Source organism: Burkholderia sp. MSMB2157WGS (genome assembly GCF_001532755.1).
Lineage (GTDB): Bacteria > Pseudomonadota > Gammaproteobacteria > Burkholderiales > Burkholderiaceae > Burkholderia.
In genome coordinates this window covers 1-24,192 of record NZ_LPJG01000014.1, presented here as the reverse complement: position 1 = coordinate 24,192, position 24,192 = coordinate 1, and the positions used below count along the sequence as shown (strand labels likewise).

Here is a 24,192-nt window from a genome sequence, read left to right as displayed (position 1 = left end):
GATTCGCGCGCCGCTGCGCGCGCGTCCCGCTCGTGATCCCGCCCACCGAATTCTCCGCCGACCGTGTCGTATTCGACGCGGTCGGCGTTGCGCTTTCCGGCCTGCCGCCGGATGCGCGCATCGCGATCGCCTACAGCGGCGGTCTGGATTCGACGGTGCTGCTCGATGCGGCCGTGCGCGTCGCGGGCGCATCGCGCTGTGTCGCGCTGCACGTGCATCACGGCCTGAGCGCGAACGCCGATGCATGGGTCGCGCATGCCGAAGCGGAGGCGGCGCGGCGCGGTGTCGCATTCGAATCGATGCGCGTCGACGTGCCGCGCGACAGCGGGCTCGGTCTCGAGGCGACCGCGCGCGAGCGTCGCTACGCGGCGCTCGACGAGATGGGCGAGCGCCACGGCGTGGCGGCGTTGTGGCTCGCGCAACATGCGGACGACCAGGCGGAAACGGTGCTGCTGCAACTGTTGCGCGGGGCGGGAATCGCGGGGCTTGCCGCGATGGCGCCGCGTTATCGCCCCGACGGCACGCGCATCGAGCGTGTGCGTCCATTGCTGCGACTGTTGCGCGCACAACTCAAGCGCTATGCGGAGCAGCACGCGCTCGCGTGGATCGACGACGAATCGAACGGCGATACGCGCTATGCGCGCAATGCGCTGCGCATCGACGTGCTGCCGGCGCTGGCCGTGCATTTCCCGGGCTTTCGCGACGCGCTCGGTCGCGCGGCCCAGCATGCGGCGGCCGCTCAGCGGCTGCTCGACGATCTGGCCGAGCTGGATTTCGCCGTCGCCGCGCGCGACGACGGTCGGGCGCTGTCGCGCGATGCGCTGGTCGCGTTCGACGACACGCGAGGCGCGAACCTGCTGCGCTTCTGGATGCGTCGGCTCGGTTTGCCGGGCGCGTCGGCTGCCCGGCTGGCCAACATGATGCGGCAACTGCGCGCGGCGCGCGACGCGCATGCGCTGCGCGTCGATCATGCGGGGCAGTGCCTGCGGCTCTATCGCGATGTCGTCTACTGGGAAGCGGGCGACAGCAGCGAACCGGCCGACGACGGTACGGGCACGCCGCAACCGGAGGCGGCGCTCGCCTGGGACGGACAGGAAGTGTGGCGCCTGCCGGGATGGCGCGGCACGTTCGTGTTCGCGCCGGCCGACGCGGGCAGCGCGGACGCGGTGCCGGAGGCGCTGCTGCGCGGCGCGCGACTGGCGGTGCGCACCCGGGCCGGCGGCGAAAGGATGCGTACGTCGCCGGGCGGGCCGGGCCGGACGCTGAAGAATCTGTTCCAGGAGCGCGGCGTGCCGGCGTGGCAGCGCGACGTGCCGCTGCTGTTCGCGGGCGACCGACTGATCTACGTGCCGCGGCTGGGCGTCAATCGCGACATCGACGTGCCCGAGGACGCGGCGCCCGGCGCCCCCGCATCCCCCGCATGGCGCCGGATCGAATGGCGCCCGGACCTGCTGATCGCCTAGCGGCGGCGGGCTGCCGGCGGCGCGACGGCGGGCCCTTTTTCACCATTTGGTAAACAGCGCCGGAACGGCCGTCGACACGGTGCGCGGCTTGTCAAGCGGGCTTCTATCGGGTACGCTCGGTCGTTTGCTCGGCTCGATTTTTGAGCGTTTTGTGCAGGTTTTCCGCGTGACGTACCCGGTTTGCGCGGCCTGATCGGCCTTCCGGGCAAAATCCGTCACGCTTGCGTGTTGCGTCCCAGCCGTCCCCCTCGTCGTCCGTCCACAGCCACAAGCCGCGTGACCGAACGGCTCCGCGGCCTGCCCAGCGCGCCCGTGCGGTTTCTCCTCCAGTTCAGAACGACAATGGCACTCATCGTACACAAATACGGCGGCACTTCGATGGGCTCGGTCGAGCGCATCAAGAACGTCGCGAAACGCGTCGCAAAATGGCATCAGGCCGGGCACCAGATGGTGGTCGTGCCGTCGGCGATGTCCGGCGAAACCAACCGTCTGCTCGGTCTTGCGAAAGAGATTTCGAGCCAGCCGAGCCCGCGTGAGCTCGACATGATCGCGTCGACCGGCGAGCAGGTCAGCGTCGGCCTGCTGTCGATCGCGCTGCAGGAAATCGGCGTCGAGGCCGTGAGCTATGCCGGCTGGCAAGTGCCGATCAAGACCGACAGCGCATTCACGAAAGCACGCATTCACTCGATCGACGACGAGCGCGTGAAGGACGATCTGAACGCGGGCAAGGTCGTGATCATCACGGGCTTCCAGGGCGTCGACCCGGACGGTCACATCACGACGCTCGGCCGTGGCGGCTCGGACACGTCGGCGGTGGCGGTGGCGGCCGCGCTGGGTGCCGAGGAGTGCCTGATCTATACCGACGTCGACGGCGTCTACACGACCGATCCGCGTGTCGTCGAAGAGGCGCGCCGCCTCGATCGCGTCACGTTCGAGGAGATGCTGGAAATGGCGAGCCTCGGCTCGAAGGTCCTGCAGATCCGCTCGGTCGAATTCGCCGGCAAATACCAGGTGAAGACGCGTGTGCTGTCGAGCCTGACCGATCCGCTGATTGCGCTCGACGAAGAAATGCGCTCGGGCACCCTGATTACTTTTGAAGAAGACGAGACCATGGAAAAGGCAGTCATTTCCGGCATCGCGTTCCAGCGCGACGAAGCACGCATTGCGGTGATGGGCGTGCCCGACAAGCCGGGTATCGCATATCAGATCCTCGGCCCGGTGGCCGATGCGAACGTCGACGTCGACATGATCATTCAGAACCAGAGCGTCGAAGGCAAGACCGACTTCACGTTCACGGTCGGCCGCGGCGACTACCAGAAGGCAATGGACATCCTCACCAACCAGGTGCAGGGCCATGTGAGCGCCGAGCGCGTGCAGGGCGACCCGAAGGTGTCGAAGGTGTCGGTCGTCGGCGTCGGCATGCGTTCGCACGTGGGCGTCGCGAGCAAGATGTTCCGCACGCTGTCGGAAGAGGGCATCAACATCCAGATGATCTCGACGTCCGAAATCAAGATTTCGGTGCTGATCGACGAGAAATACATGGAACTGGCCGTCCGCGCGCTGCACAAGGTATTCGAACTCGACCAGGCATCGTGAATTTTTCGTGATGCATTGAAGAAAATGCATCACGGAAATTGACGTACGGTTCGAAACCCTTTATTATCTCGTTCTCGTCGCACTGCCTCCCTGGTGCGAGCGAAAGTTTGGGAGACGTGGCCGAGAGGTCGAAGGCACTCCCCTGCTAAGGGAGCATCTGGGCCAAAACCTGGATCGAGGGTTCGAATCCCTCCGTCTCCGCCAAAAGCGGTGACAAAGCCCCGCAAGTTCTCGGACTTGCGGGGCTTTTTCTTTTTCAGCCTGAGGCTTGCCCAATTTCGCGAACCCGCCTCGACGCAACATGTTTGCCGTCGTCGATCGGCGCCTGCTAGTCCGGCACACGGATGTTGAACGGCTTGCCGGGTATCCAGGCCCACGTGGCAAGAACCTTCGCCCCTGCCGGCCCGGCAGTCGTCACGTGGACGGCACCGGCCGGCATCCGGTAGCTCTCGCCGGCGTGAACGACTCGCGTGGCTTGACCGTCGGCCTCCACCGTGACCTCGCCGGACAGCACGTATGCAACCTCGGGCCCAGTCGCCTTGTGCCGCGGCTTCGACGCGTTCGGAGGAAATTCGGCAATGCCCATGCCCATCTCGTGATCCGATCCCGGGACCGGAACGCGTTGCAAGACGACGGTGTCCTTGGCCGCGGGTGCCCGATCGACGGCTTCGGCGAGTCGAGCGCTCGCCAGGGTCAGCAAGATGAGAGGAAGGCAGTGATAGATTTTCATGGGACAGTCTCTGACTAGCATGCGCCGTTGGCGCGTGACGGGAGAATCCGGTATGCGGAGGTCGCTCCATCGATCGAGGTGTGCTCGCCGGCAACGACGATCCCGACCGCTGTCGGGGAACGAAGGAATGCAGCGAACGTACCGAAGCCACCGGTCGAGCCGGCTTTGCTGCGATCTGCACGGCGAGCGAGGAACTATGCCTACCGTCCGGCCCGTCGACAATCGAGAACATCTTGTCCACGCCGAAAGAAAATCTTTGGGGCGAACGGAGCAGGTGCGGCGTAGGGATATGAAGCGGGAATCGTCCGCGAGCGACTTTGTCCGGCTAACCCGGGTCTATCGGCATGCAATGTGCAATGGTCGACGACTCCCGCACCACGCGATCACTAACGTGCGATGACCCTGCGCGTAGGGAATTGCTCGAGATATCGGCGTTAGCGGCGGGCCACGTGAAACCGACAGGCGAGGGCAACGCTTTGCCCGGCTTGCGCTACGCGAAATGAATCGAAATAGTAATGAAAGTATTCGTGTAAGACGGAGAAGGCGAAGCGACCGCTGCATCGCGGAACGTCAGCCATCTCGTTCCAACCCTTTGAAATGATCGGTTGACGTCAAAAATGCGGCAGCGCGTCGATATGCGTGGCGTAGCCGATCACGTACTACGAAAAATTACTCATAAAAATCAGTGAACTATGTCGACTCCCAAAAATAACACTCTGCTGCGCTGCAGAAAATAATCAATCGCCTTATGCTGGTTAACCCGATCGCGTTTGAGCGACATCAAGTTTTCCGGTGATGCCGCTTTACATTTAGCCAACATTGGCGATTCACGAAATCTACCTGTCGATTCGATTTCGTTCCTTTCGTCGCGCCTGTCCCCGATGCAACGCGCGACCTCCTCAAGGCTTTGTTGACATGCATGATTTCCCCTTCCTGAGCCTGGCCATCTGGGTTCCGATACTGTTCGGCGCGGGGTTGCTGCGCGCCGGTTCCGACCGGCATTCACGCCGGATACGACTGATCGCGCTGGTCGGCGCGATTGCCGGGCTCGCGGCCGTCGTCCCGCTGATTGCCGGCTTCGACGCGCATTCGGCGACGATGCAGTTCGTCGAAAGACGCGACTGGCTGGCGGCGTTCAATGCCGGATGGCGGGTCGGCATCGACGGCGCGTCGCTGTGGCTCGTCGTGCTGACCGCGTTCACGACGCTCGTGGTGGTGGTGGCGTCGTGGGAATCGGTCACGGTGCGCGTCGCGCAGTACTACGCGTCGTTCCTGATCCTGTCGGGGTTGATGGTCGGCGTGTTCGTCGCGCAGGACGGGCTGCTGTTCTTCATCTTCTTCGAAGCGACGCTGATCCCGCTGTATCTGCTGATCGGCACGTGGGGGCGCGAGCGCCGCGTGTATGCGGCCGTGAAGTTCTTCTTCATCTCGTTCGCCGGCTCGCTGTTGCTGTTGATGGCAATGCTGTACCTGTACGCGCAGTCGCATACGTTCGACATGGCCGTGTGGCGCACGTTGCAACTTGGCTTCGCGCCGCAGTTGCTGGTGTTCCTCGGTTTCTTCGCCGCGTTCGCGGTCAAGGTGCCGATGTGGCCGGTCCACACGTGGCTGAGCGACGTGTACACGGACGGTCCGACCGGTGCCGCGCTGATGCTCGCGATGCTCAAGCTCGGCGGTTACGGATTCCTGCGCTTCGCGCTGCCGATCACGCCCGATGCGAGCCACTTCTTCGCGCCGGCCGTGATCGCGCTGTCGTTGTTCGCGATCGTCTACGCGAGCCTGATCGCGCTCGCGCAGACCGATCTCGGCAAGCTGCTCGCGTATTCGACGGTCGCGCACATGGGGATCGTCACGCTCGGGCTGTTCCTGTTCAACCGGATCGGCGTCGAAGGCGCGATCGTGCAGCTTGTCTCGTACGGTTTCGTGGCGGGCGCGATGCTGTTGTGCGTGAACGTACTCGTGGATCGCACCCGGCAGCGCGAGATCGCCGCGTACGGCGGCGTGGCGGGCGTGATGCCGCGTTTCGCGACCTTCACGCTGCTGTTCGCGATGGCCAACGTCGGCCTGCCGGGCACGTCGGGGTTCGTCGGCGAGTTCATGGTGATCATGGGCGCGATTCGCTTCAACTTCTGGATCGGCGCGATCGCGGCGCTCACGCTGATCCTCAGCGCGTCGTACACGCTATGGATGCTCAAGCGCGTGGTGTTCGGCAAGGTCTCGAGCCAGCGGATCGCGAAGCTCGCCGATCTGAACCGTCGCGAGATCGTGATGTTCGCGTCGCTCGCGCTGATCGTGCTGGCGGTCGGCATCGATCCGAAGCCCTTCACCGATGCGATCGATCCGACCGTCGGCAAGCTGATCCAGGAAGCGAGCCGTTCGAAAGTGCCGGCAGGGGACGGCCCCGTGCAAGCGCTGCCGTCGTACATGGCATCGACGCACGACTGATCGCGGCGCACCGAGCTGCGCCGATCGAGCGGGCCGCATCGCGCGGCGCGCATCGTTGCGCACGCATCGATCGAGGCCCGGAACGGCGCGTGCCGGGCTCGCTCCCGGCTGCGTGAAATTGCCCCGCGACAATGTGACTCACGGCAGATTTTGCAATGATGATTTGCCGCATGCACCGGTTTTTCATCGCACCCGCGCGACGTATGATTCGGCCAATTTCGTGAATCGAATGCGCATCGGGCATACGCAAACGGATTCAATGACCCTCGGGCGGTGTGATGAAAAGAAGCGTTTCAAGAGGCTGGACGGCGCTGATGTCGAGCGGCGCGGCGTTGAGCCTGTCAGGCTGTAATTTAGATGTGCTAAATCCGAAAGGAAGCGTCGGCGCCGCCGAAAAGGCGCTGATCGCCACCTCGACGTGGGCGATGCTGATCGTCGTCGTGCCGGTGATCCTGCTCACGCTGTGGTTCGCGTGGCGTTATCGCGCGTCCAATCGCAGTGCCACCTACGCGCCGAACTGGTCGCACTCGACCGCGATCGAGGTCGTGATCTGGACGGTGCCGACGCTGATCATCCTGTTTCTCGGCGTGCTCACGTGGAAGACCACGCACGAGCTCGATCCGTACAAGCCGCTCGAATCGGCGGTGAAGCCGATCGACGTCGAGGTGGTCGCGCTCGACTGGAAGTGGCTGTTCATCTATCCGGAACTCGGCATCGCGTCGGTGAACCAGCTCGCGATTCCGGTCGGCACGCCGGTGAACTTCCGCATCACGTCGGATTCGGTGATGAATTCGTTCTTCATCCCGCAACTCGGCGGCCAGGTCTACGCGATGGCCGGCATGCAGACGCGCCTGCACCTGATCGCCGACGAGCCCGGCAACTACGCGGGCACGTCCGCCAACTTCAGCGGCCGCGGGTTCTCCGATATGAAGTTCCGCACGCTCGCCGAGCCGCGCGAGCAGTTCGACGCGTGGGTGCAGAAGGTGAAGGCGTCGCCGGACCGGCTCGACGCGACGATGTACGGCGGCGTCGCGCAGCCGAGCGAGAAGGCGCCGGTGCGCTACTTCTCGTCGGTCGACCCGCGGCTCTTCCACAACATCATCGCGAAATACAACGATGGCCACGTCCTCGACCTGAAGGACGCCGCCTGCGGCACGAAGGGGTAACGCATGTTCGGCAAACTCACACTTTCGGCGATCCCGTTCGATCAGCCCATCATCATGGGGGCCGGCGCCTTCATGGGGCTGGTCGTGCTGGGCATTCTCGCCGCGCTGACGATCACCGGCCGGTGGAAATGGCTGTGGACGGAATGGCTGACCACGGTCGACCACAAGAGACTCGGCGTGATGTACATCATCGTCGCGCTGATCATGCTGCTGCGCGGCTTCGCCGACGCGATCATGATGCGCATGCAACTCGCGCTCGCGTACAACGCGCCCGGCTACCTGCCGCCGCACCACTATGACCAGATCTTCACGGCGCATGGCGTGATCATGATCTTCTTCATGGCGATGGTGTTCATGGTCGGCCTGATGAACCTGGTCGTGCCGCTGCAGATCGGTGCGCGCGACGTCGCGTTCCCGTTCATCAACTCGCTGTCGTTCTGGATGACGGCGGTCAGTGCGATCTTGATCAACGTGTCGCTCGTGATCGGCGAATTCGCGCAGACGGGCTGGCTCGCATACCCGCCGCTGTCGGAGCTGCAGTTCAGTCCGGGGGTAGGGGTCGACTACTACCTGTGGGCGCTGCAGATCTCCGGCGTCGGCACGCTGCTGACCGGCGTGAATTTCTTCGTGACGATCATCAAGATGCGCGCACCCGGCATGACGCTGATGAAGATGCCGGTATTCACGTGGACGGCCCTCTGCACGAACGTGCTGATCATGGCGTCGTTCCCGATCCTGACCGCGACGCTCGCGCTGCTCGGCCTCGACCGCTACCTCGGCATGCACTTCTTCACGAACGACGCCGGCGGCAACGCGATGCTGTACCTGAACCTGATCTGGGCGTGGGGTCATCCGGAGGTCTACATCCTGATCCTGCCGGCGTTCGGAATCTTCTCGGAAGTCATCGCGACGTTCGCGAAGAAGCCGCTGTTCGGCTACAAGACGATGGTGTACGCGACCTGCGCGATCATGGTGCTGTCGTTCCTCGTGTGGCTGCATCACTTCTTCACGATGGGTTCGGGCGCGAACGTGAACGCGTTCTTCGGGATCATGACGATGATCATCGCGATTCCGACCGGCGTGAAGGTATTCAACTGGCTGTTCACGATGTACCGCGGCCGGATCGAATTCACGACGCCGGTGCTGTGGACGATCGGCTTCATGGTCACGTTCACGCTCGGCGGCATGACCGGCGTGATGATGGCGATTCCCGGCGCGGACTTCGTGCTGCACAACAGCCTGTTCCTGATCGCGCACTTCCACAACGTGATCATCGGCGGTGTGTTGTTCGGCTATCTCGCGGGCTTCAACTACTGGTTCCCGAAGGCGTTCGGCTTCAAGTTGAACGAGAAGCTCGGCAAGGCCGCTTTCTGGTTCTGGCAGGTCGGCTTCTACGTCGCGTTCGTGCCGCTCTACGTACTCGGCTTCATGGGCATGACGCGCCGCCTGAACCACTACGACAATCCGGCGTGGCATCCGTGGCTGCTGGTTGCCGCATTCGGCGCCGTGCTGATCGCGATCGGCATCGCGTGCCAGCTGCTGCAACTGGTGGTCAGCATCCGCAACCGCCATCTGCCCGAGTACCGCGACACGACGGGCGACCCGTGGGGCGGCCGTACGCTGGAGTGGGCGACCTCGTCGCCGCCGGCCGACTACAACTTCGCGGTGATCCCGCAGGTGCGCACGCTCGACGCGTATGCGGACATGAAGGCGCGCGGCGAAGGCCGGCCGAACCCGGCGGCGATTCGCGACATCCACATGCCGTCGAATACCTGTGCGGGCCTCGTGATCGCGATCTTCAGCCTGGTGCTCGGCTTCGCGCTGGTATGGCACATCTGGTGGATGGCGATCGGCGGGCTCGTCGGGATCGTCGCGACGCTCGTGATCTACAGCTCGCGCGATAACGACGGCTATTACATCCCTGCGTCGACGGTGCGCAAGACCGAAGACAAGCAGCCGACGAAGCGCCCGGCTGCGCGCGTCGACGACGTGGAACTGGAGGCCAACTGATGTTGCAGAAAACCTTGAGCGCAACCCTGCTCGAGCACGACGACCATCCGCCGTCGCATTCGGTGTTCGGTTTCTGGCTGTACCTGATGACCGACTGCGTGATTTTCGCGGCGCTGTTCGCGACGTTCGCGGTGCTCGGCCACCAGTACGCGGGCGGGCAGACCGCGAAGGAGCTGTTCGACATTCCGGGCGTCGCGGTCGAAACCGCGGCACTCCTGTTGTCGAGCATCACGTACGGTTTCGCGATGCTGGCGGCGTACAAGCAGCGGCGCGGCGCGCTGCTCGCGTGGCTCGCGGTGACGTTCGTCCTCGGCGCGGCGTTTCTCGCGATGGAACTGCGCGAGTTCTCGCACCTGATCGCGGAAGGCGCCGGCCCGCAGCGCAGCGCGTTCCTGTCGGCGTTCTTCACGCTGGTCGGCACGCACGGGCTGCACGTGACGGCCGGCCTCTTGTGGATGATCGTGCTGGCCGCGCAGATCGTATTGCGCGGCGGCGACCTGACCGATCGCGACCTGCGACGCCTGACGTGCCTGAGCCTGTTCTGGCACTTCCTCGACATCGTGTGGATCTGCGTGTTTTCCTTTGTCTATCTCGCGAGCGTGATCTAAATGGCCCATTCGCATTCGTCTCAACTCGAAGAAGGGCACGGCAGCGTCGGCGGCTACGTCGCCGGTTTCATCCTGTCGGTGCTGCTCACGGCCGCGTCGTTCGGCCTCGTGATGGGCGGCGTGCTGTCGCCGCATGCGTCGCTGGTCGGGCTCGCCGTGCTCGCGTTCGTGCAGATCGTCGTGCACCTCGTGTACTTCCTGCACATGAACGGCTCGTCGGGCCAGCGCTGGAACGTGATGGCGTTCAGCTATACGGTGTTGACCGCGGCGATCCTGATCGTCGGCACGCTTTGGGTGATGCACAACGTCAGCATGAACATGATGTCGCGTTGAGCGGCAGCGTGGCGCAGCGGGTCGATATCCGTGCGGATTCACGAAGCGAAGGCGGCACGTACGTGCCGCCTTTTTGTTTTTTTCGGCTGCTGCGTTGCGCCGGGCAGTGCAGTCAGTGTCGCGCGCCCGCGTCGGCCGTCAGCGCATGCGTGCAGTCGGCGCGGTACTCGGCCGCGAGCCGATGCTTCGCGCCGTCGAGATCGTCGGGGTAGTACGGGCTCGCATGGGCCGGGTCGTAGCCGACCTGTTCGAGCTCGGTCAGCTCGCGCACGAGGTCCGCACGCGTGACGCCGCGACCCGTGTGCACGAACGGGTACGCGGTGCATTCCTGCGGCGTGAGGTGCGGCCCCGCGAACGCGGCGGTGCTGGCGCATGCGAGCAGCATGCAGGCGACGGTGGTCGACAGTTTCATCCGATGGCTCCTGGTTTCGCGGCCCGATGCCGCATGAGGGCAGCGTAGGCGGACCCGGTCGCAGGGTGGCCGACGCACGGATGAAACATGTTTCATGTGCGCGCGGTGCGATGCAGGATGAAGCTATTTTCATCTGGCGCCACACGGCGATCGTAGCGCTTACGATAGTGGCGGGCGCATCGTGCGCGCCCGTGTTGAAGTTGATTGCGAGGGCAACCATGCGAGTACTGACGGTCGAGGACGATGCGGTGACCGCGAACGAAATCGTCGGCGAACTGACCGCACGCGGGTTCGAGGTCGACTGGATCGACAACGGCCGCGAAGGCATGATGCGCGCGATGAGCGCATCGTACGACGCGATCACGCTCGACCGGATGCTGCCGGGCGCGGACGGACTCGCGATCCTGACCGCGATGCGCACGGTCGGCATCGATACGCCGGTACTGATGCTGAGCGCGCTGGGCGACGTCGACGAACGCATCCGCGGGTTGCGCGCGGGCGGCGACGATTACCTGACGAAGCCGTTCGATTCCGGCGAACTGAGCGCGCGCATCGAAGTGCTGCTGCGCCGCCGGCAGGCATCGGGCGTACCGCAGCAGACGCTGCTGAAGGTCGGCGCGCTCGAGCTCGACCTCATTTCGCGCTGCGCGCGCCGCGGCGCCGACGAGATTCCGCTGCTGCCGACCGAGTTCCGCGTGCTCGAATTCATGATGCGCAACGCGGGCCAGACGATCACGCGCACGATGCTGTTCGAGGCCGTGTGGGGCTATCACTTCGATCCCGGCACCAATCTGATCGACGTCCACATGGGCCGGTTGCGCAAGAAGATCGACCCGCCCGGAGCGGACCCGATGATCCAGACGGTGCGCGGGTCGGGCTACATGCTCGCTTGACGGAGGCGCGAATGGACGCAGCCCGCGCGGCGAACTTCACGCGCCGCTGGCATACGACGACGTTTCGCTGGCTGTGCGCGTACGCGGCGATCTTTTCGGTGTCGCTGCTGCTGCTCGCGGGCGTGATCAGCGTGGCCGCGACGCACACGATGACACGCGATACCGACGAGGTGCTCGCGTGGCAACTGATCTATTTCGATTCGATTCCCGATGCCGCGCTGCCGCTTGCGATCCATCGGCGGCTCGAGCACGAGCACATGCATACGAATTTCTACGGGCTGTTCGATGCGAACGGGCGCCGCTTGGCCGGCGACATCGCGACGCCGCCCACGCTGCGCACGGATCGCCACGGCCGTACGCTGGACCGCACGCTCGCGCTGCTCGACGGCCAGGCGGCGCCGGTCGCGCGCGCGATGGCCGTGCGCCGCGACAACGGGATGACGTTGGTGGTTGCACGCGACCTGTCGCATTTCATCCAGATCCGCGACGTCGCGATCCGCGGGCTCGTGGTCGGCGGCGTGATGATCCTGATCGCGGGCATCGCGGGCGGCAGCATGCTCGGGATGCGGCAGATGCGCCGCGTCGCCGCGATCCGGAGCGTCACGCGACAGATCGCCGAAGGCGATCTCGGCAAGCGGCTGCCGGTCGGCCGCTACGACGAACTCGATCTGCTCGCGCATCTCGTGAATCACATGCTCGACGAAGTCGAGCGACTGATGGGCGAGGTGCGGCATACCTGCGACGGGATCGCGCACGACCTGCGCACGCCGCTCGCACGCGTGCATACGATGCTGGCGCGGCTTGCCGACCAGCCGTTCTGCGCACACGATCCCGCGTCGGCGGCGCTGCTGGCGTCGGCGCGCGACGAAACCGACCGCCTGCTCGAACGTTTTCGCGCGATGCTGCGCATCTCCGAGATCGGGACGCTGAGCCGGCGCGGCGGTTTTGCCGCGGTCGACGTCGCGGCGTTGCTGCGCGACGTGTGCGAACTTTACGAGCCGCTGGCCGAGGCCGTCGACGTGTCGTTCGAGCTCGATGCGGCCGCGGTCGACGGCATCCATGGCGATCGTGCGTTGCTGTTCGAGGCGTTCAGCAATCTCGCGGACAACGCGATCAAGTTCACGCCGCCGGGCGGCCGCGTGCGCGTCGTGCTCCGGACGACGCCGCATGGTCCGCTCGTCCGGTTCGACGACACCGGGCCCGGCATTGCGCCCGGCGAGCGCAATGCGGTGCTCGAACGCTTCTATCGCGGCGAGCGCACGCGCCATGTGAACGGCTCGGGGCTCGGGTTGAGCATCGTGTCGGCGGTGATGCGCGTGCACGGTTTCGCGTTGCGGATCGGCGATGCCCAGCCGGCCGGTGCGGCGATCACGGTCGAATGCTGGCCGCGTTCGCTCGCGTGACGCAGGCGGGGGCGATCGATGCGCATCCTGCTGATTGCGCCGCCGACGCCGGACGCGTTGCGGCTCGACAAGGCGTTTCGCGAGAGCATGCACGGCGTCGAGCGCATCGGCGACTGGCGCGACGGCTGTTTCGCGGCGACGCAGGAGCGGTTCGACGCGATCGTGATCGTTGCGACCGACGGTGCCGCGATGCCGGCGATTCTCGACGGATTGCCGCCGCTCGCCGCGTCGGCCGGCAGCGCGACGATTGCCGCGATCGTCGCCGGCACGACGTCCGCCCAGCGTGCGCGGATGCTCGAGGCCGGCTGCGACGTATGCCTCGCCCATCCGTGTTCGTTCGTCGAATTGCACGAGCGGTTGCGCGCGCTGTGGCGCCGCGCGGGCATCGTCGCGATGCGTGACTCGATCCGGCTCGACACGGCGACGCGCGCACTCGACGAGCGTGGCCGGCAGCTCGCGCTCAGCGCACGGGAATTTCGCGTGGTCGAATGCCTGCTGCGCGAAGCAGGGCGGCCGGTCGGGCGCGACGCCGTGCTGCGTTACGCGTGGGGCGATGTCGACGTCGAACCCGAAACGGTCAATGCGCTGATCGTGCGGTTGCGGCGCAAGCTGGCCGCGCATGCGTTTTCCGCGCGGATCGAAACGGTTGCGCGATTCGGCTTCCGGTTCGACACGGGCGGATGACGGCCGAGGATATCGCCGCCCGGCTCGAAGAAGGTCTTGACGACCGCCGAAGCTGCCAAACAGCCGCGACTCGGTATGCGCGGGCTCGGCGGGGCAAATCGGCGTCGATTGTTACAAGACGTTAGCGCGGGCTTTCCGTTGCGATGCCGCGCATCAGTTCTTACAAACTTGAAATATGCGGGGACGGCGCTTGCCGCTATAGTCGAATCACACATGACACAACCAGAAGAGGAATCCATGAAGACTTTGCGTGTTGCCTCGCTCCTGACCGGTATGACGGCCTTGCTCGTGTCGGGCGCAGCAATGGCGGGAGTCAATGTCGGGATCAACGTCGGCGTGCCGGCACCGGTCTACGTCGCGCCCGCGCCCGTGTATGCGCCGCCGCCTCCGCCGGTCGTCTATCAGCCGGCGCCTGTCTATGCACCGGCGCCCGTGTATGCGCCGGCGCCGGCGATCGTGATCGGCTGGCACGGCGACCGCTACTGGGACGGCCGCCGCTACTGGGGCCGCGACGAGTGGTATCGCCACCATGGGCGCGGCTGGGGCGGCGATCGCGGCCACTGGGATCACGGCCGCCACAACGGCTGGCGCTGATCGGCGACCGGTCGCGCATGCGTGCCGCGTGCGCGACAGTGGCTCGCGAGGAAACCGCCCGTGTGGCGGTTTTCTTTTGGCTCGACGGATTGAATGGGTAGAATCGCTCCACGTTACTACCCTCATTCGACGACAGGGCCTCTATGACGAAGGGTTCGCCCCGGACCGCCGCCGCGCGCGCCTGCGTCGGCGCGCTGCGGGCCGCCGGCCGCATGGCCGCGGTGCTGGCGCTGCACGCGGCGCTCGCCGCGCCGTCCGCGCACGCGGCCTACGCGATTGCGCAGTACGGCGAGCCGAAGTATCCGCCGGGCTTCCGGCATTTCGACTACGTGAACCCCGACGCGCCGAAGGGTGGCACGCTCGTGCTCGCGAACCCGAACCGGATGACGTCGTTCGACAAGTTCAATCCGTTCACGATGCGCGGCAACTCCGCGCCCGGCATCGACATGCTGTTCGAGAGCCTCGCGACCGGCAGCTCCGACGAACCGGCGTCCGCATACGGGCTGCTGGCGGACGACATCGACGTCGCGCCGGACCGCCGCTCGGTCACGTTCCACCTGAATCCGCGCGCGCGCTTCTCGAACGGCGATCGCGTCACGGCCGACGACGTCAAGTTTTCGTTCGACACGCTGAAGAGCAAGCAGGCCGCACCGCAGTTCGGCGCGTATTTCGCGGAGATCGCGAAAGCCGTGGTCGTCGATCCGGCGACGGTCCGGTTCGAGTTCCGCAGCGCGAATCGCGAGTTGCCGCTGATCGCCGGCGGCGTGCCCGTGTTCTCGCGCAAGTGGGGATTGCGCGCGGACGGCTCGCGCGTCCCGTTCGACCAGCTCGCGTTCGAGCAGCCGATCGGCAGCGGCCCGTACCTGATCGAGCGCTACGACAACGGCCGCACGATCACCTACCGGCGCAATCCCGCGTACTGGGGCGCCGATCTGCCGGTACGGATCGGCACCAACAACTTCGAGCGGATCGTCTACAAGCTGTACGGCGACGGCGTCGCGCGGCTCGAGGCGTTCAAGGCCGGCGAATACGACGTGCTCGTCGAGTACGTCGCGCGCAACTGGACGCGGCGCGACGTCGGCAAGCGCTTCGACAGCGGCGAGCTCGTCAAGCGCGAATTCCGCCAACATAACGGCGCGGGCATGCAGGGCTTCTTCATGAACCTGCGCCGGCCGCTGTTCCGCGACGTGCGCGTGCGCCAGGCGCTCGATCTCGCGTTCGACTTCGAATGGCTGAACCGCCAGTTGTTCTACAGCGCATACACGCGCCTCGACAGCTATTTCGCCGATACCGACCTGCAGGCGACCGGTACGCCGGGCGAGGGCGAGCTGAAGCTGCTGGAGCCGCTGCGTGCGCAGCTCGATCCGGCCGTGTTCGGCCCGATGGTCGCGCAGCCGGACACGAATCCGCCAGGCTCGCTGCGCGCGAACCTGCTGAAGGCGCGCGCACTGCTCGAGCAGGCCGGCTGGACCTACCGCGACGGCGCGCTGCGCAATGCGAAGGGCGAGCCGTTCGCGTTCGAGATCCTGGACGATGCGGGCGGCGCGATGGAAGGCGTCGTGACCGCCTACCGGCGCAACCTCGCGAAGCTCGGCATCGACGTGCGCTTTCGCACGGCCGATTACGCGCTGCTGCAAAAGCGCCTCGATGCGTTCGACTACGACATGACGACGATCCGCCTGCCGGGCGTGCAGGTGCCGGGCGCCGAGCAATACTCGCGTTACGCGAGCAAGTTCGCCGACGAGCCGGGCTCCGACAACTTCATCGGGCTGAAATCGCCGGCCGTCGACGCGTTGCTGCATGCGCTCGGCACCGCGCAGACGCGCGAGGAACTGCTCGACGCGACGCACGCGCTCGACCGGGTGCTGATGCACGGCTACTACGCGGTCCCGCAGTGGTACAGCACGACGCACCGCATCGCGTACAAGCGCACGCTGGCCTATCCACAGACGCTGCCGCTGTACTATTCGGCCGAGGGCTGGGTCGTGTCGACCTGGTGGGCGAAGCCCGATCACTGACCCGCGCCGGCCCTCCGTCCAACCCGCCATCCGATCACGAGTCGACGCCCTATGTGGAGCTACATCCTCAAACGCCTGCTGCTGATGATCCCGACGCTCGTCGGCGTGCTGACGCTCACGTTCGCGGTGATCCAGTTCGTGCCGGGCGGCCCGGTCGAGCAGGCCGTGCAGGAGTTGCGCAAGGGCGCGACGGAGCAGGGCGCGACGCCGTTCGGGATGCGCGCGCACACCGGCGTCGACGCGCAGCAGCTCGCGCAGCTCAAGGCGCTGTACGGTTTCGACAAGCCGCCGCTCGAACGCTATTGGCTGATGCTGAAGCGCTTCGCACGCTTCGATCTCGGCGACAGCTATTTTCGCCACCAGAGCGTGTGGTCGCTGGTCGTGCAGAAACTGCCCGTGTCGATCAGCATCGGGCTGTGGACGTTCTTCCTCACGTACCTGATCTCGGTGCCGCTCGGCATCGCGAAGGCGGTGCGCAACGGTTCGCCGTTCGACGTCGCGACGAGCCTCGTCGTGCTCGTCGGCTATGCGATCCCGGGCTTCGTGCTCGGCGTGCTGCTGCTCGTGCTGTTCGGCGGCGGCTCGTTCTGGCAGCTCTTTCCGCTGCGCGGCCTCACGTCGGACAACTTCGCGCAGTTGTCGCTCGTCGGCAAGGTGCTCGACTACCTGTGGCACATCGCGCTGCCGATCACCGCGTCGGTCGTCGGCAGCTTCGCGGTCGTCACGATGCTCACGAAGAACGCGTTTCTCGACCAGATCCGCCGGCAATACGTGCTGACCGCGCGCGCGAAGGGGCTCTCCGAGCGCAGCGTGCTGTGGAAGCACGTGTTCCGCAATGCGATGCTGCCGCTGATCGTCGGCTTCCCGGCCGCGTTCATCGGTGCGTTCTTCACGGGCAGCCTGCTGATCGAGACGCTGTTCTCGCTCGACGGCCTCGGGCTGCTGTCGTACGAATCGGTCGTGCGGCGCGACTACCCGGTCGTGCTCGGTACGCTGTACCTGTTCACGCTGATCGGGCTCGCGACCAAGCTGGTCTCCGATCTTTGCTATGTGTGGGTCGATCCGCGCATTCAATTCGACAACCTGGAGCGCTGACATGAAACGAGCCATTCGCATGCCCGGCGCCGGCGGGCGAGGTGCGCGATGAACCGGGCCGTCGTCTCTTCCCGCATCGACGCCGCGCGGGCGCGCGTGTCGCCGTCGCCCGCCCGCCGCGTGTGGCAGCGCTTCAGGCAGCAGCGCCTCGGCTACTGGAGCTTCGTGATCTTCGTCGTGGCCTTTGCCGCGAGCCTCGCGGCGCCGCTGTGGTCGAACGACAAGCCGCTCGTCGTGCGCTACGACGGCCAGACCTATTTCCCGATGTTCCATGCGTACCCGGAGACGACCTTCGGCGGCGATTTCCCGACGCCGGCCGACTATCTCGATCCGTATGTGCGCAAGCGGCTCGAGGCGCCCGGCAACTTCGTCGTGTACCCGCCGAACCGCTACTCCTACGACACGCTGAACTACTTCTCGACCGTGCCGAACCCGGCGCCGCCGTCGCGCGAGAACTGGCTCGGCACCGATGCGCAGGGCCGCGACCTGCTCGCGCGGCTCGTGTACGGGTTCCGCGTGTCGGTCGAATTCGGGCTGATCCTGACCGTGATCGGCACGCTGCTCGGGATCGCCGCGGGCGCCGTGCAGGGCTTCTTCGGCGGGCGCATCGACATCGTCGGGCAGCGGCTGATCGAGATCTGGAGCTCGCTGCCCGAGCTGTACCTGCTGATCATCTTCGCGTCGATCTTCGAGCCGAGCTTCCTGTTGCTGATCGTGCTGCTGTCGCTGTTCGGCTGGATCGGCCTTGCCGACTACGTGCGCGCGGAATTCCTGCGCAACCGCACGCAGGACTACGTGCGCGCGGCGCGGGCGATGGGACTCACGAACTGGCAGATCATCTGGCGCCACGTGCTGCCGAACAGTCTCACGCCCGTGATCACGTTCCTGCCGTTCCGGATGAGCGGCTCGATCCTCGCGCTGACGAGCCTCGACTTCCTCGGGCTCGGCGTGCCGCCGCCGACGCCGAGCCTCGGCGAGCTGCTCGCGCAGGGCAAGGGCAACCTCGACGCGTGGTGGATTTCGCTGTCGACGTTCGGCGTGCTGGTCGCGACGCTGCTGCTGCTGACCTTCATGGGCGATGCGCTGCGCAACGCGCTCGACACGCGCATCACCGACTCGATGCGCGTCGCGGGAGGCCAGCGATGAGCGACGCAGCCGTATCGAAGGTGGACGAACCGCTGCTGTCGCTCGAGCATCTGCACGTGCGCTTCGGCGACACGGTGGCCGTCGACGACGTGACGCTCGCGATCGGGCGCGGCGAGCGGGTCGCGCTCGTCGGCGAGTCGGGCTCCGGCAAGAGCGTGACCGCGTTGTCGATCCTGCGGTTGCTGCGCGACGCCGAAGTCGGCGGCGCGATCCGCTTCGCGGGGCAGGATCTGGCAAGCAAGAGCGAGCGCGAGATGCGCGGGCTGCGCGGCTCGGACATCGCGATGATCTTCCAGGAGCCGATGACGGCGCTCAACCCGCTGTATACGATCGGCGTGCAGATCGGCGAGACGATCGTGCTGCACGACGGCGTATCGGCGGTGGAAGCGCGCAAGCGCGCGATCGCGTTGCTCGCGCGCACCGGCATCGCCGAGCCCGAGAAGCGCGTCGACAGCTACCCGCATCAGTTGTCGGGCGGCCAGCGGCAGCGCGCGATGATCGCGATGGCGCTCGCGTGCCGGCCGCGCCTGCTGCTGGCCGACGAGCCGACCACCGCGCTCGACGTGACGATCCGCGCGCAGATCGTCGACCTGCTGCTGGAGCTGCAGCGCGACGAAGCGGAAAAACGCGGGATGTCGATCCTGCTGATCACGCACGACCTGAATCTCGTGCGGCACTTCGCGCAGCGCGTCGCGGTGATGGAGCGCGGCCGGCTCGTCGAGAGCGGGCCCGTCGAGCGGATCTTCGCGGCGCCCGAGCATCCGTATACGCAGCGGTTGCTGAACAGCCGGCCGCAACGCGCGGTCACGCCGGTGATGCCGATCGCGCCCGTCGTGCTCGACGCGCGCCACGTGAGCGTACGGTTCGCGCGCAAGCGGCCGGGCTTCGCGGGCTGGTTCGGCACGGTGCCGGTGACGGCCGTCGCGGACGTGTCGGTGTCGGTGCGGCAGGGCGAAACGCTCGGCATCGTCGGCGAATCGGGATCGGGGAAATCGACGCTCGCGATGGCGCTGCTGGGGCTGCAGAAGACGGCCGGCGGCGAGATCGAATTCCAGGGGCGCGCGCTGTCGGCCTATCGCGGCCGCGAACGGACCGCGTTGCGCTCGAACATGCAGGTGGTCTTTCAGGATCCGTTCAGTTCGCTTTCGCCGCGTCACACGATCGAGCGGATCGTCGGCGAAGGGCTCGCGCTGCATCGCCCGGACATGACGCCCGACGCCCGCCGCGCGAAGTCGCTCGCGGTGCTGCGCGAAGTCGGCCTCGACCGTACGGTGCTGCACCGTTATCCGCACGAATTCTCGGGCGGCCAGCGCCAGCGGATCGCGATCGCGCGCGCGCTCGTGCTGGAGCCGCGCATCCTGATCCTCGACGAGCCGACGTCGGCGCTCGACGTGTCGATCCAGCAGCAGGTGCTGAAGCTGCTCGCGAATTTGCAACAGAAATACAACCTCGGCTACGTGTTCATCAGCCACGACCTGGAGGTGATCGGCGCGATGGCGCACCGCGTCGCGGTGATGCAGGACGGCGCCGTCGTCGAGTCGGGGGAGGTGGCCGACATCTTCACCAGACCGTCACATCCTTACACACAAAAGCTGTTGAAAGCGGTCTGGAAAGCGTGATAGGCGTCCAATGGTCTGACCATCTCGATTGTATTTATTAATTTGTTTTGACAAACGATTACGCGCTGGCTAGTATCGACCGAAATTTTCCGCCAATCAGCTGATTTTTAAGCACATTCCATCGACCAATGCAGCATCGATCCCTGACCCAGGCATGCGCGCGCACCATCGCCGGGCTATTCATCGGCGCCCTGTTCGCAGCAGCTCCCGGCGCGTTCGCCGACGAAGTCAGCAGTTTTAACCAGAATGTCACCAATTCGACTCAGATCGGGTCGGGTGCCTCCCTCCAGCAGACCAGCGCACAGCCGACGAGCGGCGGCGCGAAGTCGTTCCTTGCCGGCATGGCGGGCAAGGCGGGCGACGTGGTGGTCGGCGCGCTGAACATGATCGGCGTGCGATATCGCTGGGGCGGCAACTCGCCGGATTCGGGCCTCGACTGCAGCGGCTTCGTGCGCTACGTGTTCCAGGACACGCTCGGCATGTCGCTGCCGCGTCGCGCGGAAGAAATGAGCCGCGTCGGCGAGAAGGTGAGCATGAGCAACCTGAAGCCGGGCGATCTCGTGTTCTTCAACACGATGCGCCGCACGTTCTCGCACGTCGGCATCTACATCGGCGACAACAAGTTCGTGCATTCGCCGTCGACGGGCAGCACCGTTCGCGTCGACGATCTCGACAGCGGCTACTGGGAAAAGCGTTTCACCGGTGCGCGCCGGATCGAATCGGAATTCCCGATGAAGCCCGAAGATCTGCGTCAGCGCGTGCGCGCGACGATCGGCGACGATTCGGCGAACGGCAACAACTGACGTTTGCCGGGCAGTCGGGCCGGACGATAAAAAACCCTGTCACCGAAAGGCGGCAGGGTTTTTTGTTTTAGGGGCGGCGGCGCCAACGACGCGCAAGTCGTTCCGCCGGCCAGCGGGGAAGCGGCCGGCGACGCGCCCCCGCTATTGCGGCTTACGCGGTGGCAGCCACGCCACGCGCCGCCGCGAGCTTGCGCTGCAGTTCCGGCATGATGCGCGCGACCGCTTCCTCGCCCGCGAGGATCGCCGCGTTGCGCTGGTTGAAGTCGCTGCCGCCCATCGCCGCGAGGTTCGGGCGAATCACGGCGTCCGCATACTTGTCGAGCTCGTAGGTCTTGATCGTCTGGCCCATGATCGTGAAGGTCTGCAGCAGCATCTCGATCGGGTTGTTGGTCGCCGCGCCGTCCGGCCGGGCCGAGATGTCGACCGCGATCACGAAGCTTGCCCCCATCTTGCGCGCGAACGACGCCGGCACCGGGCTCACCAGGCCGCCGTCCACGTATTCGCGATTGCCGATCTTCACCGGCTCGAACACCGACGGCACGCTGCACGACGCGCGTACCGCGAGCCCGGTATTGCCTTGCTGGAACAGGATCGGCTGGCCGCTTTGCAGGTCCGTCGCGACGATGCCGAGCGGCTTCGCCATCTTCTCGATCGGCCGGTTGTTGAGCGTCTTGTTCAGGAAGTTCTGCAGCGCGACGCCTTGCAGCAGGCCGCGCGAGCGAAACGGCAGCGCCCAGTCGCTGATCGACGCCTGGTCCATGTCGAGCGCGATCTTGTTGATCTGCAGCGCGCTCATGCCGGACGCGTAGAGCGCGCCGACCACCGAGCCCGCGCTCGTCCCGGCGACGATTTCGACCGGAATGCCGCGCGCCTCGAGCGCCTTCAGCACGCCGATGTGCGAGAAGCCGCGCGCGGCGCCGCCGCCGAGCGCGATGCCGATCTTGACGGGCTTCTCCTGCGGCAGGGCCGTGCCGGGACGGGACTTGTCGCCGAAGGACGTGCAGGCGGCGAGGCTGGCGGACGCGCACGCGATCGTGAAGTGGCGGCGCGACAGGCGAGGGGACGACATCGAATGGTTCTCCGGCGGCTTGGCGGCGGGTTACACGGCCCGCGGCGGCGATAGGTTGCGAGCGGCCGCGCAGCGGGTTCCGGGCGGCCGGCGCCGGGCCGGCTGGCGGCCGCGGCGCGCACATCATAAAGCAAGCGGCGCGCTTGGCGCGATGTCCGGCGCGAGTATAATTCCGGCTTCTTTCCCGTTCCGGGCGTCGCCGGCTCCGTTGCTGTCGGGGCTGCCGTCGTCCCGCGTCGAATCATTCATGCGCCCCTGGCGTTCGAGTTACCGTTTATGACCCGTCCTGTCCGTACCCGCTTCGCGCCGAGTCCCACCGGCTTCATCCATCTCGGCAACATCCGCTCCGCACTCTATCCGTGGGCGTTCGCCCGCAAGATGAAAGGCACGTTCGTGCTGCGCATCGAGGATACCGACGTCGAGCGCTCGTCGCAGGAAGCGGTCGATGCGATCCTCGAAGGGATGCAATGGCTCGGGCTGGATTTCGACGAAGGCCCGATCTACCAGATGCAGCGGATGGACCGCTATCGCGAAGTGCTCGCGCAGATGCTCGAGAAGGGCCTCGCGTACCCGTGCTACATGTCGGCCGAGGAGCTCGACGCGCTGCGCGAACGCCAGCGCGAAGCCGGCCTGAAGCCGCGCTACGACGGCACGTGGCGTCCGGAGCCCGGCAAGGTGCTGCCGGAGCCGCCGGCCGGCGTGAAGCCGGTGCTGCGCTTTCGCAATCCGCTGACGGGCACGGTCGTGTGGGACGACGCGGTGAAGGGGCGTGTCGAGATCTCGAACGAGGAGCTCGACGACCTCGTGATCGCGCGCCCGGACGGCACGCCGATCTACAACTTCTGCGTGGTGGTGGACGACATGGACATGGGCATCACGCACGTGATCCGTGGCGACGACCACGTGAACAACACGCCGCGCCAGATCAACATCCTGAATGCACTCGGCGGCGAGCCGCCCGTCTATGCGCACCTGCCGACCGTGCTGAACGAGCAGGGCGAGAAGATGAGCAAGCGGCATGGCGCGATGAGCGTGATGGCGTATCGCGACGCGGGCTTCCTGCCGGAGGCCGTCGTCAACTATCTCGCGCGGCTCGGCTGGTCGCACGGCGACGCCGAGATCTTCTCGCGCGAGCAGTTCGTCGAATGGTTCGATCTCGAGCATCTCGGCAAGTCGCCCGCGCAGTACGACCACAGCAAGCTGAGCTGGCTGAACGCGCATTACATCAAGGAAGCCGACAACGCGCGCCTCGCCGAACTCGCGAAGCCGTTCCTCGACGCGCTCGGCATCGACGACGCGGCGATCGCGACGGGCCCCGCGCTCGACGCGGTGGTCGGCCTGATGAAGGATCGTGCGACGACGGTCAAGGAAATCGCGGAAGGCGCGACGATGTTCTACCGCGTGCCGGCGCCCGACGCCGATGCGCTCGCGCAGCACGTGACCGATACGGTGCGGCCAGCGCTGGCCGATCTCGTCGTCGCGCTGAAGGCGGCCGACTGGACGAAGGAGGCGGTGTCCGCCGCGTTGAAGGCGACGCTCGCCGCGCACAAGCTGAAGATGCCGCAGCTCGCGATGCCGGTACGTCTGCTGGTGGCGGGCACGACGCACACGCCGTCGATCGATGCGGTGCTCGTGCTGTTCGGCCGCGACGTCGTGGTGTCGCGCATCGAGGCCGCGCTGGCCTGACGTTCTTGCGCGCGCGAAGTGGTCCGCGGATGAGCGAACGGACCGCTTCGCAAAAAATTTCGCGCGAATCGTAAAAAGGGTATTTACAAGTTCGAAATCGGTCCATATAATCTCATTTCTGTTCTGCAAGGGGGTATAGCTCAGCTGGGAGAGCGCTTGCATGGCATGCAAGAGGTCAGCGGTTCGATCCCGCTTACCTCCACCAACAGAACAAGCTGGATTGATTTGCGAAGCAGCGGTAGTAATAAATGCTTCACAAAATGATTCAAAGCAGTTAGAATTTCGGCCTTCGCTGTTGAATGAAAAGTAAATAGCGAAAGTCAGACGAATCTGAAAAGATTTTGTCCCCTTCGTCTAGAGGCCTAGGACATCACCCTTTCACGGTGAGTACAGGGGTTCGAATCCCCTAGGGGACGCCA

21 protein-coding genes and 3 tRNA genes are annotated in these 24,192 nt (G+C 65.7%); 20 read left to right on the top strand and 4 right to left on the bottom strand.

Annotated features, from left to right (window positions below):
• Positions 1-32: 32 nt before the first annotated feature.
• The 3 genes from tilS to WT53_RS09420 all read left to right on the top strand — a co-directional run bounded on the left by tilS (position 33) and on the right by WT53_RS09420 (position 3,263).
• Entirely contained in the window at positions 33-1,463 is a 1,431-nt protein-coding gene (tilS, locus tag WT53_RS09430) for a tRNA lysidine(34) synthetase TilS (protein ID WP_060259463.1), read from the top strand.
• A 342-nt stretch (positions 1,464-1,805) separates the two neighbouring features.
• A complete protein-coding gene (locus WT53_RS09425) occupies positions 1,806-3,059 on the top strand; it encodes an aspartate kinase (RefSeq protein WP_011549493.1) in 1,254 nt (417 codons plus the stop codon).
• A gap of 110 nt (positions 3,060-3,169) precedes the next feature.
• Positions 3,170-3,263 (top strand) — tRNA-Ser (locus WT53_RS09420).
• A gap of 124 nt (positions 3,264-3,387) precedes the next feature.
• Here WT53_RS09420 and WT53_RS09415 read toward each other — a convergent pair.
• On the bottom strand, positions 3,388-3,789 hold the full coding sequence (locus WT53_RS09415) for a cupin domain-containing protein (RefSeq protein ID WP_059782962.1): 402 nt from the start codon (positions 3,787-3,789) through the stop codon (positions 3,388-3,390).
• A gap of 915 nt (positions 3,790-4,704) precedes the next feature.
• Between WT53_RS09415 and WT53_RS09410 the strand changes: the two genes are divergently transcribed.
• Positions 4,705-6,234 carry a NuoM family protein gene (locus WT53_RS09410; protein WP_034207710.1) on the top strand — a complete coding sequence of 510 codons (1,530 nt, stop codon included), beginning with the start codon at positions 4,705-4,707 and terminating at the stop codon, positions 6,232-6,234.
• 256 nt (positions 6,235-6,490) lie between these two features.
• Here WT53_RS09410 and WT53_RS34060 read toward each other — a convergent pair whose 3' ends face one another.
• Positions 6,491-6,694, bottom strand: a complete 204-nt coding sequence (locus WT53_RS34060) for a hypothetical protein (protein ID WP_257127826.1) — start codon at positions 6,692-6,694, stop codon at positions 6,491-6,493.
• Between WT53_RS34060 and cyoA the strand changes: the two genes are divergently transcribed.
• The 4 genes from cyoA to cyoD are packed head-to-tail and all read left to right on the top strand — an operon-like array spanning position 6,594 to position 10,351.
• Positions 6,594-7,400, top strand: coding sequence for a ubiquinol oxidase subunit II (gene cyoA / locus WT53_RS09400; protein ID WP_257127824.1), 807 nt, complete (start codon positions 6,594-6,596; stop codon positions 7,398-7,400). The two genes, WT53_RS34060 and cyoA, sit on opposite strands and share 101 nt — an antisense overlap.
• Positions 7,401-7,403: 3 nt before the next feature.
• The gene (gene cyoB / locus WT53_RS09395) at positions 7,404-9,410 is read left to right on the top strand and encodes a cytochrome o ubiquinol oxidase subunit I (RefSeq protein ID WP_034207707.1); all 2,007 of its coding nucleotides are present in this window, start codon (positions 7,404-7,406) and stop codon (positions 9,408-9,410) included.
• Positions 9,410-10,018 carry a cytochrome o ubiquinol oxidase subunit III gene (cyoC, locus tag WT53_RS09390; RefSeq protein WP_027784811.1) on the top strand — a complete coding sequence of 203 codons (609 nt, stop codon included), beginning with the start codon at positions 9,410-9,412 and terminating at the stop codon, positions 10,016-10,018. Before cyoB ends, cyoC begins: the two co-directional genes overlap by 1 nt.
• A complete protein-coding gene (gene cyoD / locus WT53_RS09385) occupies positions 10,019-10,351 on the top strand; it encodes a cytochrome o ubiquinol oxidase subunit IV (protein ID WP_034207706.1) in 333 nt (110 codons plus the stop codon).
• 112 nt (positions 10,352-10,463) lie between these two features.
• On the opposite strand, the gene WT53_RS09380 is transcribed toward cyoD, so the two are convergent.
• Positions 10,464-10,763 carry a DUF4148 domain-containing protein gene (locus WT53_RS09380; RefSeq protein ID WP_034207705.1) on the bottom strand — a complete coding sequence of 100 codons (300 nt, stop codon included), beginning with the start codon at positions 10,761-10,763 and terminating at the stop codon, positions 10,464-10,466.
• Between the two features lie 218 nt (positions 10,764-10,981).
• Between WT53_RS09380 and WT53_RS09375 the strand changes: the two genes are divergently transcribed.
• From WT53_RS09375 to WT53_RS09335, 9 genes are all read left to right on the top strand, one after another.
• Positions 10,982-11,656 (top strand): response regulator transcription factor, encoded by a 675-nt coding sequence (locus WT53_RS09375; RefSeq protein ID WP_034207704.1) that lies wholly within the window; start codon positions 10,982-10,984, stop codon positions 11,654-11,656.
• A gap of 11 nt (positions 11,657-11,667) precedes the next feature.
• Positions 11,668-13,059, top strand: a complete 1,392-nt coding sequence (locus tag WT53_RS09370) for a HAMP domain-containing sensor histidine kinase (protein WP_060259460.1) — start codon at positions 11,668-11,670, stop codon at positions 13,057-13,059.
• An 18-nt stretch (positions 13,060-13,077) separates the two neighbouring features.
• Positions 13,078-13,743 (top strand): response regulator transcription factor, encoded by a 666-nt coding sequence (locus tag WT53_RS09365; RefSeq protein WP_059782911.1) that lies wholly within the window; start codon positions 13,078-13,080, stop codon positions 13,741-13,743.
• A 237-nt stretch (positions 13,744-13,980) separates the two neighbouring features.
• Positions 13,981-14,337: a hypothetical protein gene (locus tag WT53_RS09360; protein ID WP_027808916.1), complete on the top strand. Its 357-nt coding sequence runs from the start codon at positions 13,981-13,983 to the stop codon at positions 14,335-14,337.
• A gap of 143 nt (positions 14,338-14,480) precedes the next feature.
• Positions 14,481-16,355: an extracellular solute-binding protein gene (locus tag WT53_RS09355; RefSeq protein ID WP_060259457.1), complete on the top strand. Its 1,875-nt coding sequence runs from the start codon at positions 14,481-14,483 to the stop codon at positions 16,353-16,355.
• A gap of 51 nt (positions 16,356-16,406) precedes the next feature.
• Positions 16,407-17,450, top strand: coding sequence for a microcin C ABC transporter permease YejB (locus tag WT53_RS09350; RefSeq protein WP_034207700.1), 1,044 nt, complete (start codon positions 16,407-16,409; stop codon positions 17,448-17,450).
• 48 nt (positions 17,451-17,498) lie between these two features.
• Positions 17,499-18,596: an ABC transporter permease gene (locus WT53_RS09345; RefSeq protein ID WP_060259454.1), complete on the top strand. Its 1,098-nt coding sequence runs from the start codon at positions 17,499-17,501 to the stop codon at positions 18,594-18,596.
• Positions 18,593-20,215 carry an ABC transporter ATP-binding protein gene (locus tag WT53_RS09340; RefSeq protein ID WP_060259451.1) on the top strand — a complete coding sequence of 541 codons (1,623 nt, stop codon included), beginning with the start codon at positions 18,593-18,595 and terminating at the stop codon, positions 20,213-20,215. The genes WT53_RS09345 and WT53_RS09340 overlap by 4 nt, the downstream gene beginning before the upstream one ends.
• A 128-nt stretch (positions 20,216-20,343) precedes the next feature.
• A complete protein-coding gene (locus WT53_RS09335; RefSeq protein ID WP_060259447.1) occupies positions 20,344-21,018 on the top strand; it encodes a C40 family peptidase in 675 nt (224 codons plus the stop codon).
• Between the two features lie 151 nt (positions 21,019-21,169).
• Here WT53_RS09335 and WT53_RS09330 read toward each other — a convergent pair whose 3' ends face one another.
• The gene (locus WT53_RS09330) at positions 21,170-22,087 is read right to left on the bottom strand and encodes a patatin-like phospholipase family protein (protein WP_060259443.1); all 918 of its coding nucleotides are present in this window, start codon (positions 22,085-22,087) and stop codon (positions 21,170-21,172) included.
• Between the two features lie 276 nt (positions 22,088-22,363).
• On the opposite strand from WT53_RS09330, the gene gltX reads away from it, so the two are divergent.
• The 3 genes from gltX to WT53_RS09315 all read left to right on the top strand — a co-directional run bounded on the left by gltX (position 22,364) and on the right by WT53_RS09315 (position 24,192).
• A complete protein-coding gene (gene gltX / locus WT53_RS09325; RefSeq protein WP_060259440.1) occupies positions 22,364-23,773 on the top strand; it encodes a glutamate--tRNA ligase in 1,410 nt (469 codons plus the stop codon).
• 129 nt (positions 23,774-23,902) lie between these two features.
• A tRNA-Ala gene (locus WT53_RS09320) sits at positions 23,903-23,978 on the top strand.
• Between the two features lie 138 nt (positions 23,979-24,116).
• Positions 24,117-24,192, top strand: a tRNA-Glu gene (locus tag WT53_RS09315).